Here is a 12824-nt window from a genome sequence, read left to right as displayed (position 1 = left end):
CTGGTCGGGCTGAGGATTTAAATAATGTCGATGTCCGCCACGGAGGGAAAAACCCAGCTGGGGCGGAAAGGCATGGCGTCTATATCGCTTAACGTCGACACGCCGGACAGCACCAGGATAGTTTCCAGCCCCGCCTGAAAGCCCGCCAGGATATCGGTACGCAGGTTATCACCGACAATCACCGTTTCTTCCGAGTGCGCCTGCATTTTATTTAGCGCGGCGCGCATGATCCAAGGGCTGGGTTTGCCGACATAAAAAGGTGCTCTGCCCGATATCTTTTCAATACCCGCGCACAGCGCGCCGCAGGCCGGGACGAAACCGCGCGCGTGCGTGTCCGGGTTGGTAGCAATAAAGCGTGCGCCGTTGGCAACGAAATACGCGGCTTTATGCATCATGTCCCAGTTAAAGGAACGCGTCTCGCCAACGATAACAAAGTCGGGGTTGATATCCGTGATGGTAAAACCGGCTTTATAGAGTTCATGCACCAGTGCGCCTTCCCCTACCACATAAGCCTTTTTGCCTTCCTGACGACGCAGGAAATCTGCCGTAGCCATCGCGGAGGTATAAAAAACGCTTTCCGGTAAATCGATACCGGCAGAGGAAAAGCGGTTAGCAAGATCCATCGAGGTCTGTGAAGGGTAGTTAGTCAGCACCACCAGCGGCATGCCTTTATCCAGAATCCGCTGTAGAAATTCGTTGGCACCGGGCACGGCCGTATTGTCGTGCATCAGCACGCCGTCAATATCGCAGATGACGTTTTTAATCGTCGTTTTTTCACTGTCGTTCAGGGTCAGAGCGCTCATTAACGTTAGCTTTCCAGTAAATGTTGCAACAAGATGCCATTCAGCATAGCGCGTTTAGCCAGCGCAAAGGCGCCTATAGCCGAACGGTGATCGATCTCAGAGCGCAATACCGGCAGGTTTTTGCGAAAGGCTTTCAACGCCTGAGTGTTAATGCAGCCTTCAATGGCAGGCAGGAGAACTTTATCCGCTTCGGTTATCTCACCGGCAATAACTACTTTTTGCGGATTAAATAAATTGATGGCAATGGCGATGGCTTTACCCAGGTGGCGGCCAACGTATTCAATCACTTCCGCTGCCAGCGCATCGCCACGATTTGCAGCCTTGCAGATTTTAGGCATCTGGCAGTCGTCCAACGTCAACGAACTCGGGTAGCCCTGCTTAAGCAGGTGGCGCACGCGATTCTCAATGGCGCTGTTAGCGGCAATGGTTTCCAGACAGCCAAAATTGCCGCAGTGACAGCGTTCCCCCAGCGGATCAACCTGAATATGGCCCAGTTCGCCAACGTTGCCGTTGCTGCCAAGGAAAATATGGCCGTTAGTGATAATGCCCGCGCCTGTTCCGCGATGAACCCGCACCAGGATAGAATCCGCGCAGTCGCGGGATGCACCAAAGTAGTGCTCGGCCAGCGCCAGGCTGCGGATATCGTGACCGACAAAGCTGGTGACGTTAAAGCGTTTCTGGAGATTAGCCACCAGCGGCCAGTGCTGTACGGCGATATGCGGCATATAACGGATAACGCCGTTATTGGGATCGACAAGGCCCGGCAGGATGACGGCGATAGCGATTAATTCACGTAGCTTGCGCTGATGTTGTTCGCAAAAGCCGGCAATAGCGTTAAAAAGCGCGTGCTCCAGCGTTTCCTGCGTGCGCTCCGGCAGGGCATAATCCTCCTGCGCCAGCACTTTACCGCTAAGATCGAACAGATTTAGCGTGGCGTCGTTGCGGCCCAGTCGAACGCCGATAGTGTTAAAACCACGCGTTTCAGCAACGATAGAAATGGCGCGACGGCCTCCGGTGGAGGCCTGCTGGTCAACTTCTTTTATCAGCCCGCGCTCAATCATCTGGCGGGTGATTTTAGTCACGCTGGCTGGCGCTAACTGGCTGTGCTCAGCAATTTGAATGCGCGATATCGGACCCTGCTGGTCGATAAGGCGGTAGACGGCCGCGCTGTTTAGCTGTTTAACAAGATCCACATTTCCTATTTGAGCCTGGCCGCCAGTGGTCATTCAGTTTCTACTCGCTTAAGACTTTGTCACCATTAACGAAAGTCTGGATTATTTGATAGTCACGGGTGAAAACCGTCAGGTTGGCCACTTTTCCGGCGGTGACTGAACCTAACTTATCCTCCACACCCATAGCACGGGCTGGGTAAAGCGTTGCCATTCTGAGCGCCTCATCCAGCGCAATGCCTGCATGTTCGACGCTGTTCGCCACAGCTTCGATCATGGTTAGCGCAGAGCCGCTGAGCGTGCCGTTCTCGTCAACGCAAAGTCCATCCCGATAGTATATTGTTTTTCCAGCGAAAATGAACCGATCAATGGTCGCACCAGCTGGCGCGGTGGCGTCGGTAACCAGCACCAGCTTATCGCCCTTAATGCGCTTTGCATTACGGATGTTAACGTAATCAACGTGTAAACCATCGGCGATAATGCCGCAATAAACGTCAGGTGAGTCGAATAAAGTGCCGATAAGTCCCGGTTCGCGGCCCGTTAAGGCAGGCATCGCATTATAAAGATGGGTAGCAAAGCTGATTCCGGCAGAAAGGCCTTTGCGCGCTTCGGCGCTGGTGGCATGCGAGTGACCCGCAGAGATAACGATACCGGCGTTGCGTAACTGACGGATAACCGCAGCGTCAACCTGCTCGGGAGCCAGCGTTATCTTGGCGATGACGTCACTATTTTCACAAAGAAAATCGACCAGCGCCTTATCTGGCAAACGAATTAATGCGGCATCATGCGTCCCTTTTTTTAAAGGATTTAACCACGGTCCCTCAAGATGCAGACCCAGCGCCTGATTCGCGTTCTGCGCCAGGTAAGCACGCATGACCTCTACTGCGCGCTTCATTAACTCGTCGGTACTGGTAATAAGAGTAGGCAGAAAACTGGTGCAGCCAGATTTTTCGTTAGCTTTCTGCATAGTGTGCAGGGTAGCGACGCTAAGGGCCTCAAGACTGTCATTAAACTGCACGCCGCCGCAGCCGTTAAGCTGTAAATCGATAAAGCCGGGAGCAATAAACGCGCCGTCAACGCGCTGCAAAGTGATACCAGCAGGCAACTCTTCCAGCCTGCAAACCTGGTCAATCAAACCATCGCGGATCACTACGGCATGATTATCCAGAATTTCGTAGCCGGTAAAAATACGGCCATGAGTTAAAGCAAACATAATATTCTCCCGGCGTTACCAGCCCGGCGGCCGGTAACGTTGTGCAGATGAGTTACAGATTTTCCATGTTTTCCGCTTCGATTTCGCGGAAATATCTGACTGTTTTAACCTTAAGCTCCATCGTCGCGGGTTCATCACAGACGACGATGGATTTCGCATGCAGCTGTAAACAGCTGATAGTCCACATATGGTTCACGTTGCCTTCTACCGCCGCCTGGAGCGCCAGCGCTTTAACGTGACCCGTGACCAGAATCATGACTTCTTCCGCATCCAGCAGCGTTCCTACACCCACCGTCAGGGCATACTTCGGCACCTGATTTACGTCGCCATCAAAAAAGCGCGAGTTAGCCACGCGCGTCTCATGCGTGAGCGTTTTAATACGCGTACGGGATGCCAGAGAGGAGGCCGGTTCGTTAAAGGCGATATGCCCGTCGTTGCCAACGCCTCCCATAAACAGGTGGATTTTACCCAGCGCACGGATTTTCTCTTCATACTGGCGACATTCTGCGTCAATATCTGGCGCGTTGCCATTCAGAAGATTGATGTTTTCGCGTTGAATATCAACGTGGTCAAAAAAGTTACGATACATAAAGCTGTGGTAGCTTTCCGGATGCTCTTTCGGCAGGCCAACATATTCGTCCATATTGAACGTGACCACATGCTTAAAGCTTACCTGGCCCGCTTTATGCATCTCAACGAGATGACGATAGGCTTCCAGCGGCGTGCCGCCGGTAGGCAGACCCAGTACGAAAGGACGTTCAGCGGTAGGCTGAAAGGCGTTAATACGGTTGACGATGTGACGGGCGGCCCATTTACCGACCTGGTTTGGTGTTGAAAGCGGGATCAGTCTCATGTTTTACCTCATATAAGCGATATCTGGAAAGCTATCTGCGGCGCGCGTGGGGCTACTATAAGCGTAACCTGTTGCCACCGGGCACCGCGAAAAAGAAAAACTTTGTTTTTTTTCAGGATAAAATAAGTTGTGGGCTATAGCCAGTATAACCCAAATAAATTGTGCCTCATTAATGATGGGTATCACAAAAACAACGGTTTTAATTTGCGTGGCGAATTAAATTTTCTCTACACTGCGTCAGATGATTTCATGCCAGACCACTGGCAGCCTGCCGTTATAAAAACATCACATAACTGGCGCCTTAACGGCTCTTATAGGGGGAATAGTGAATATTTTAGGATTTTTTCAAAGGCTAGGGCGCTCGTTACAGCTGCCGATAGCCGTGCTGCCGGTAGCCGCGTTAATGCTGCGCTTTGGCCAGCCGGACCTGCTCAATATGCCGTTTATCGCCCAGGCGGGCGGCGCAATTTTTGACAATCTGGCCCTTATTTTTGCTATCGGGGTGGCCTCTACCTGGTCTAAAGACAACGCCGGCGCGGCCGCTTTGGCAGGCGCGGTAGGCTATTTTATTCTGACCAAGGCGATGGTCACCATCAATCCGGCCGTCAATATGGGCGTGCTGGCGGGTATCATTACCGGGCTGGTAGCGGGTGCAACCTACAACCGCTGGTCCGATATTAAGCTGCCCGATTTCCTCAGTTTCTTTGGCGGGAAACGTTTTGTTCCTATTGCTACGGGGTTCTTCTGTTTGATCCTGGCCGCCGTCTTTGGTTACGTCTGGCCACCGGTGCAAAACGCTATTCAGGCAGGCGGCGAGTGGATTGTTTCCGCTGGCGCGTTCGGCGCGGGCATTTTTGGCTTTGTTAACCGTTTACTGATCCCTACCGGCCTACACCAGGTATTGAACACCATCGCCTGGTTCCAGATTGGCGACTTCACCAACGCGGCAGGTACGGTTTTCCATGGCGATATCAACCGCTTCTATGCCGGTGACGGCACGGCGGGCATGTTTATGTCCGGCTTCTTCCCCATCATGATGTTCGGCCTGCCGGGCGCGGCGTTGGCAATGTATATGGCAGCACCTAAAGAGCGTCGTCCTATGGTTGGCGGTATGCTGCTTTCCGTGGCCGTCACCGCCTTTTTAACCGGCGTTACGGAGCCGCTGGAATTCCTGTTTATGTTCCTGGCGCCAATGCTTTATTTGATCCACGCCGTGCTGACGGGGATCAGCCTGTACGTGGCAACCGCGCTAAACATTCACGCCGGTTTCTCCTTCTCCGCAGGCGCAATCGACTATGCGCTAATGTACAAACTGCCGGCGGCCAGCAGCAACGTCTGGATGCTGTTGGTGATGGGCGCCATTGCATTTGTTCTCTACTTTGTCCTGTTCAGCGCGGTTATCCGCATGCTGAATCTGAAAACGCCCGGTCGTGAAGAGGCGGGCGAGCAGGTCACCGAAGAAGCCAACAGCAATACTGAGGAGGGGCTGGAGCAGCTGTCCCGCCAGTACATCGCTGCCGTAGGCGGTTCTGACAACCTTAAGGTTATTGATGCCTGTATTACTCGCCTGCGCCTTTCCGTTAAAGATTCCGCACAGGTAAACGATGCGGCCTGTAAGCGCCTGGGCGCTTCTGGCGTCGTGAAGCTGAACAAGCAAACCATTCAGGTAATTATTGGAGCAAAAGCAGAGTCCGTTGCGGAAGCGATGAAAAAGATCGTCGCGAAAGGGCCTGTTGCGCCAGTAGCGGTAAGTGCCTCTCCGGTCACGGCTACGGCAACGGCACCCGTTCAGGCTAAACCGGCGGCAGGTAAAACCGTTGTTGAAACGCTGCTGGCACCGGTTAGCGGCACGGTGGTCGCACTGGAGCAGGTCCCTGATGAGGCTTTTGCCAGCAAAGCCGTCGGCGAAGGTCTGGCCATCAGCCCAACCGGCAACGTGGTAGTTGCACCCGCCAGCGGCACCGTATTAAAGATTTTCAATACCAATCACGCATTCTGCCTGGAAACGGACAAAGGCGTGGAGCTCGTAGTGCATATGGGGATTGATACCGTTGCGCTGGCGGGTAAAGGCTTTACGCGGCTGGTGGAAGAGGGCGCTCAGGTCAGCGCCGGCCAGCCCGTGCTGGAAATGGATCTGGCCTGGCTGAACAGCAATGCGAAGTCGATGATAAGCCCGGTTGTCGTCACTAACATGGATGACTTTAGCGGCATCAAGCTGACCGCCGGGGAAACGGTGGTAGCAGGCGAGAGCCGTCTCTTTGAGATAAGCTAACAATCGACAGCGAGGCGGGCCAGCCGTGCCGCCATTAACGCAGGGCGGGAAGCGATTCCCGCCCTTTTTTACGTTATATGCTAACAAACGGTTGTTTCCCTTCCCGGCTTTGTGGATCATAATCCGTTATTTCACGTATCAGAGTAATTCCAGAGGAAAATGAGATGAGTGAGGCAGAAGCCCGCCCAACTAACTTTATTCGTCAGATCATTGACGAAGATCTGGCGAACGGTAAGCACAACAGCGTGCATACCCGCTTCCCACCGGAGCCGAACGGCTATCTGCATATTGGCCACGCCAAGTCTATCTGCCTGAACTTTGGTATTGCCCAGGATTACCAGGGACAATGTAATCTGCGCTTTGATGATACGAACCCGGTAAAAGAAGATCTGGAGTACGTTGAATCAATCAAACGTGACGTGCAGTGGCTGGGCTTCGAGTGGAGCGGCGACGTCCGTTACTCCTCTGACTATTTTGACCAGCTGCATCACTATGCTGTTGAGTTAATCAATAAAGGTCTGGCCTATGTTGACGAACTATCACCGGAGCAAATCCGCGAGTATCGCGGCACTCTGACGTCGCCCGGCAAAAACAGTCCTTATCGCGATCGCAGCGTGGCAGAAAACCTGGCGCTGTTTGAAAAAATGCGCAACGGCGAATTTGCTGAAGGCAGTGCCTGCCTGCGTGCGAAAATCGATATGGCCTCCAGCTTTATCGTCCTGCGCGATCCGGTCATTTACCGTATCAAATTTGCTGAACACCACCAGACCGGCAATAAATGGTGCATCTATCCGATGTACGATTTTACCCACTGCATTTCCGATGCGCTGGAAGGGATCACGCACTCGCTCTGTACGCTGGAATTCCAGGACAACCGCCGTTTATATGACTGGGTGCTGGACAATATCACCATCCCAACGCATCCACGGCAGTACGAGTTTTCTCGCCTGAATCTTGAATACGCCATCATGTCCAAGCGCAAGCTGAACCTGCTGGTAACCGAAAAGGTTGTCGAGGGCTGGGACGATCCGCGTATGCTGACCGTTTCCGGTCTGCGCCGTCGCGGCTATTCCGCCGCCTCGATTCGCGAGTTCTGCCGCCGTATCGGCATTACCAAACAGGACAATATCGTCGAGATGGCGTCGCTGGAGTCGTGCATTCGTGACGACCTGAACGAAAATGCGCCGCGTGCAATGGCGGTTCTTGACCCGGTTAAGCTGGTGATTGAAAACCTGCCGGCTAATCACGAAGAAATTATCACCATGCCAAACCATCCGAACAAGCCAGAGATGGGAACGCGTGAGGTGCCGTTTAGCCGTGAAGTGTACATCGATCGCGCCGACTTCCGTGAAGAAGCCAACAAGCACTACAAGCGTCTGGTGCTGGGTAAGGAAGTGCGCTTGCGCAACGCTTACGTGATTAAGGCCGAGCGTGTGGCGAAGGACGAAGCGGGCAATATCACCTGCCTGTTCTGTACCTGCGACGTGGATACGCTGAGTAAAGATCCTGCCGATGGCCGCAAGGTTAAAGGCGTGATTCACTGGGTTTCTGCCGAGCATGCGCTCCCGGCTGAATTCCGTCTGTACGATCGCCTGTTCAGCGTGCCGAATCCGGCAGCGGCGGAAGATTTCCTGACCACTATCAATCCGGAGTCGCTGGTTATTCGTCAGGGCTTTGTTGAACCGGGTTTGAAAACGGCAGAAGCTTCCAGCCCTTACCAGTTTGAGCGTGAAGGCTACTTCTGTGCGGACAGCGTTTACTCCAGCAGCAGCAAGCTGGTCTTTAACCGTACCGTGGGTTTACGCGACACCTGGACGAAAGCGGGCGAATAACGCTTTTATTAATAAAATAGCAGCCTTCGGGCTGCTTTTTTTTGAATATAATATTTATTATATTAACGTGCATCTTACAAAAAAATTATAACCTGTCGTAGGTCATACTTTTCGTTGTCAATAATTGTTATTAATTGATAGTTCGCGCCGCGAAAAATATAATTACCGCGCAGTAAGGTAAATACTTTTTATTTTTAGGGTTTTGTTTATTTGTCATTATAAGAGAAGGATTTCTCAATGCACTCTTTCAATTCAATGCGAAAAGCACTGGCGATAGCTGTTGCCTGTAGTTCTGCTCTTGTCGGCAGCTTTTATTCTCCTGTTTCTGTCGCCGCAGGGTTTATTGATGATTCTACGCTAACCGGTGGTGTTTATTATTGGCAGCGGCAGCGAGACAGAAAGGAGATGGACCCTGTCCATAACCAGTACGGCCAGTATACGGAAAATCTTCATCATTCTACTTTTAACGGCAACCTCGATTTCTCTTCAGGCTATGCAGCTGATTTTGTCGGTCTGGATCTGGGCGTATATGGTGCGCTACAGCTGGCCGGAACAGGACCGGCCGCACCGAATGAAATTGCCTTCAGTCGTGCTAAAAATCGCTGGGGCGAGCAATTCGACGGCGATGCTAATGGCGCCTCTTTTTATAAAGCGGCCATAAAAGTTAAACATGATAATTACTGGTTAAGAGCCGGTTATATTCAACCAGAAGGCCAGACGTTACTTATGCCGCAATGGGGCTTTGTTCCGGGAACCTATCGTGGTTTTGAAGTCGGTTCCGTTTATGATTTTGAAGATGCTGGCGCGCTCTCTTTATCTTATATCTGGACGGATCGGTATAAATCCCCCTGGTATCGGCAGATGTATAAATTCCGCAAGCCCGATCTAACAACTGAAATTAACTATCTGCATTCCGTCGGCGTTAAATATGACTTCAAAAATAAGCTGGTGCTGGAAGGCGCGCTCGGCCAGGCCGGCAATTATATGGAGCAATACTTTACCAAAGCTTCCTGGGCGTTTCCCGTAGCCGGCAACGATCTGCGTACCAGCTGGCAGTTTTACGGCGCGCGCGATAAAGAGCACGGCGGCGCAAATAATATTAACGACGTGTATGACGGACTGGCCTGGCTACAGGCTATCACGCTGGGCTATACCACCGGCCCGTTTGACTGGCGGCTCGAAGGCACCATGGTGAAAGCTCGCGGCAATCAGGGCTTCTTTCTGGCGCGTATGACACCGGTTGGTTCGACCTCGAACGGGCGCAATGACGTATGGTGGGACTCCCGCAGCGATTTCAACGCTAATGGGGAAAAATCACTGTATGGCGGCGTGATGTATAACCTGAAAAACTGGCAGCTTCCCGCCTGGGCAATCGGCACCTCTTACGCCTACGGCTGGGATGCTCGTCCGTCAACCAATCCGGCTTACGACCAGAGCCAGCGCCGCAGCGAATCCGCCTGGAACATGGATCTACGCTATACGGTGCAGGAAGGGCGTGCCAAAGATACGCAGATCAACCTTCACTATACCCGTTACAAAAACCACTCCTCTATTCCGAGCTTCAGCAACGGTTACGGAAATATGTTCCAGGACGAAAAAGACGTAAGGCTGACGGTTATCGCACCTTTCACCGTGTTTTGATTTAGCAAACGTCAGGGCAAATCACCAGAGGCGACAGAGCTTTACCAGCATCCTGTCGCCTTTTTAACTGCCGTGGTCAGGAAAACTCTTCAACACTACGAGGGAAATGATGAAAACGTTAAGATTGTCGCTTATTGCAGCCGCATTGATGTCGATTATGGCTAGCAGCAGTGCTCTGGCGGATCAACGTGTGGTCGACAGCATTAGCCAGTTCGGCGTGAAGTACACCGTTAACGATAACCACGCGGCACTAAACGGTATCGACTGCGCGGCGCTGGGCGCTGACTGGGCTTCCTGTAATCGGGCTACCATTACGTTAACCAATCCAGGCGAGGCGGTGACCAGTAAAGACTGGGCCATCTGGCTACCCAATATTCGCCAGACGTTGCGCGTTGATAATGAGCAGTTCCGTATGGTGCATGTAACAGGCGATTTAACGCGTCTGGAGCCGACGGAAAAGTTCAAAGGTTTTGCTGCTGGCGAGTCGGTAGAGATTCCCATTGTTAACGAGTACTGGCAGCTGTTTATTACCGATGTTATGCCGCGCTGGTATGTAACCTCTGAAAATGCGCAGCCTAAAATTATCGCGAGTACCGACACTGAGGATTTAACGTCCTTTGTCGCGCCGATGGCTAACCACTGGAAACGCACTCAGGACGATAAAAACGTGCTGATGACGCCCGAAAGCCGCTTTGTGAAAAACAGCGATACGGCATTGCTTAATGCCGAAGCGTTACGCGGCCAGATTATCCCTACGCCGCTCCAGGTTACCCTTCATCAGCAGGATGCAGACTTAAGCAAAGGGATAAATTTTGAGCTGACGTCGCTGAGCAATGAATCGGCTGAAGCGGTTATCGAACGCTTTGCGCTAATGGGCGTAGAGGAGAACCCGCAAGGTTATACGATAAGAAGTAGTGTTTCCGCCGGGGCTTTTACTGGAAAGGAAGCCGTTTCCGGTGCTTATAAGCTGCATATTACCGAACACGAAGCGCAGGTAGAAGGGTTTGATGAGGCGGGCGTTTACTACGGCATGATGTCCATCCTGTCGTTGCTGCCGGCCAGCGGCGAGCAGAAAATTGCTACGCTGGATGCGGTTGATGCCCCGCGCTTTGCCTATCGCGGCGTCTTTCTGGACATCGGCCGTAATTTTCACAGTAAAGAAGCGGTTCTGCGTCTGCTGGATCAGATGGCGGCCGTTAAGCTGAACAAATTCCATTTCCACCTTAGCGACGACGAAGGCTGGCGGATTGAAATCCCCGGCCTGCCGGAGCTAACAGAAGTAGGCGCAAAACGCTGCCACGATTTAACCGAGCAGCGCTGCCTGCTGCCGCAGCTCGGCTCGGGTCCGTTTGCCGAGGCCAGCGGCAATGGCTATCTGACGCGCAGCGACTATATCGATATCCTGCGCTATGCCAAAGCGCGTGCCATTGAAGTGATCCCTGAGATAGATATGCCTGCCCACGCCAGAGCCGCCGTTATTTCGATGGAGGCGCGCTATAACAGACTAATGAAAGAGGGGAAAACCGCAGAGGCAAACGAGTATCGGCTGGTTGATCCTACCGATACCTCAAACACCACCTCCGTACAGTTTTACGATCGGAGCAGTTATCTTAACCCTTGCCTGGATTCGTCTGTCAGGTTTACCGATAAGGTCATGGGTGAAATTCAGGCTATGCACCAGGCTGCAGGCATGCCGTTGACCACCTGGCATTTTGGCGGCGACGAGGCGAAAAACATTCGCCTGGGCGCGGGATATACCGATGTAGCGAAGCCGGAAGCGGGCAAGGGCGTGCTGGACTTAAGCCGCCAGGACAAACCCTGGGCAAAATCGCAGGCGTGCCAGGCGCTGGTTAAGTCGGGCAAAGTGGCGGATATGGATCACCTGCCCAGCTATTTTGGCAAAAAAGTCAGCGCGCTGGTAAAAGCGCACGGTATTGGAAAAATGCAGGCGTGGCAGGATGGATTGAAGGATGCGCAGAGCGCGAAAGATTTCGCCACCTCGCGCGTTGGCGTTAACTTCTGGGATACGCTTTTCTGGGGCGGTTTTGACAGCGCAAATGACTGGGCCAATAAGGGTTATGAAGTTACCCTCTCTAATCCGGACTATCTCTATATGGACTTTCCTTATGAGGTCAATCCGCTGGAGAGGGGATATTACTGGGGAACGCGCTACACCGACGAGCGCAAGATGTTTAGCTTTGCGCCCAATAACCTACCGCAAAATGCCGAAACCTCAGTCGATCGCGACGGCAACTTTTTTGATGCTAAATCTGACAAAGCCTGGCCGGGTGCCTTTGGCCTGTCAGCGCAGCTGTGGAGCGAAACCGTACGCACCGATGAGCAAATGGAGTGGATGATTTTCCCACGCGTGATTTCTGTCGCAGAGCGCGGCTGGCATCAGGCCGACTGGGAACAAGATTATCAGCCGGGCAGGGAGTATAAAGGTGGTGAAACGCAGCACGTCGATCGGGCCGCGCTGGATCGTGACTGGCAGCGCTACGCCAATCTTTTAGGACAGCGCGAGCTGAAAAAAATGGATAAAGCCGGTATCTCCTGGCGCTTACCGCAGCCCGGCGCCCGCATCGTCGAGGGCAAACTGGCAGCGAATATCGCGCTACCGGGCGTGGCCATTGAATATTCTGTGGATGGCGGTAAAACCTGGCAGCGCTACCTGGATAGCGCGCAGCCAAAAGTCACTGGCGAAGTGTTAATTCGTTCCGCAAGCAGCGATGGCAAGCGTTTCAGCCGGGTGGAAAGCGTGAAGTAAAAACGGCTACGTTCGCAGAACGTAAAATATGCTCCGTTATTGGCGCCTACCAAAAATCTGACGCAGCCTCCAGGCTGCGTTCTTTTCATATTATTGTCTACAATACTTCTGAGTTATTGAAGGTAATTAACTTTATCTGGATTTTTTATTCTGGTTAATGCTGGATAATAATTATTATTAACGCACACCCGGCTTTTCTGTGGCTCAGGTCATAATTCTGCATGATGGAATTGATAATGAATTGATAATTCGCGCTGCAAAAAATATTATCATT

8 protein-coding genes are annotated in these 12824 nt (G+C 52.4%); 4 read left to right on the top strand and 4 right to left on the bottom strand.

Annotation, left to right across the window (positions count from 1 at the left end; all coding sequences use genetic code 11):
- Window positions 1-17 precede the first annotated feature (17 nt).
- From ACMGGR_RS15035 to nagB, 4 genes are read right to left on the bottom strand one after another with little or no spacing between them, the layout of a single operon-like run.
- Complete coding sequence (locus ACMGGR_RS15035) at window positions 18-803, bottom strand: HAD-IIA family hydrolase (protein ID WP_414147238.1); 786 nt, start codon at window positions 801-803, stop codon at window positions 18-20.
- Between the two features lie 5 nt (window positions 804-808).
- Window positions 809-2029: a DNA-binding transcriptional regulator NagC gene (nagC, locus tag ACMGGR_RS15030; protein ID WP_246761490.1), complete on the bottom strand. Its 1221-nt coding sequence runs from the start codon at window positions 2027-2029 to the stop codon at window positions 809-811.
- Between the two features lie 7 nt (window positions 2030-2036).
- Entirely contained in the window at window positions 2037-3185 is a 1149-nt protein-coding gene (nagA, locus tag ACMGGR_RS15025; RefSeq protein WP_414147237.1) for an N-acetylglucosamine-6-phosphate deacetylase, read from the bottom strand.
- A 52-nt stretch (window positions 3186-3237) separates the two neighbouring features.
- On the bottom strand, window positions 3238-4038 hold the full coding sequence (gene nagB, locus ACMGGR_RS15020) for a glucosamine-6-phosphate deaminase (protein WP_246761492.1): 801 nt from the start codon (window positions 4036-4038) through the stop codon (window positions 3238-3240).
- 325 nt (window positions 4039-4363) lie between these two features.
- Between nagB and nagE the strand changes: the two genes are divergently transcribed.
- The 4 genes from nagE to ACMGGR_RS15000 all read left to right on the top strand — a co-directional run bounded on the left by nagE (window position 4364) and on the right by ACMGGR_RS15000 (window position 12550).
- On the top strand, window positions 4364-6310 hold the full coding sequence (gene nagE / locus ACMGGR_RS15015) for a PTS N-acetyl glucosamine transporter subunit IIABC (protein WP_246761493.1): 1947 nt from the start codon (window positions 4364-4366) through the stop codon (window positions 6308-6310).
- A 164-nt stretch (window positions 6311-6474) separates the two neighbouring features.
- Window positions 6475-8142 (top strand): glutamine--tRNA ligase, encoded by a 1668-nt coding sequence (gene glnS / locus ACMGGR_RS15010; RefSeq protein ID WP_246761494.1) that lies wholly within the window; start codon window positions 6475-6477, stop codon window positions 8140-8142.
- A gap of 237 nt (window positions 8143-8379) precedes the next feature.
- Window positions 8380-9783 (top strand): chitoporin ChiP, encoded by a 1404-nt coding sequence (gene chiP, locus ACMGGR_RS15005; protein ID WP_246761495.1) that lies wholly within the window; start codon window positions 8380-8382, stop codon window positions 9781-9783.
- Window positions 9784-9892: 109 nt separating this feature from the next.
- Window positions 9893-12550, top strand: coding sequence for a beta-N-acetylhexosaminidase (locus ACMGGR_RS15000; RefSeq protein ID WP_414148975.1), 2658 nt, complete (start codon window positions 9893-9895; stop codon window positions 12548-12550).
- Window positions 12551-12824 lie beyond the last annotated feature (274 nt).

Source organism: Erwinia sp. BNK-24-b (assembly GCF_047456155.1).
GTDB lineage: Bacteria > Pseudomonadota > Gammaproteobacteria > Enterobacterales > Enterobacteriaceae > Erwinia > Erwinia phyllosphaerae.
The sequence above is the reverse complement of the archived record's forward strand: the minus strand, read 5'-3'. Positions and strand labels throughout refer to the sequence as shown.

Coding starts and splice junctions, on each gene's coding strand:
- ACMGGR_RS15035 (WP_414147238.1), bottom strand. CDS start 803: ATGAGCGCTCTGACCCTGAACGACAGTGAAAAAACGACGATTAAAAAC.
- nagC (WP_246761490.1), bottom strand. CDS start 2,029: ATGACCACTGGCGGCCAGGCTCAAATAGGAAATGTGGATCTTGTTAAA.
- nagA (WP_414147237.1), bottom strand. CDS start 3,185: ATGTTTGCTTTAACTCATGGCCGTATTTTTACCGGCTACGAAATTCTG.
- nagB (WP_246761492.1), bottom strand. CDS start 4,038: ATGAGACTGATCCCGCTTTCAACACCAAACCAGGTCGGTAAATGGGCC.
- glnS (WP_246761494.1), top strand. CDS start 6,475: ATGAGTGAGGCAGAAGCCCGCCCAACTAACTTTATTCGTCAGATCATT.
- chiP (WP_246761495.1), top strand. CDS start 8,380: ATGCACTCTTTCAATTCAATGCGAAAAGCACTGGCGATAGCTGTTGCC.
- ACMGGR_RS15000 (WP_414148975.1), top strand. CDS start 9,893: ATGAAAACGTTAAGATTGTCGCTTATTGCAGCCGCATTGATGTCGATT.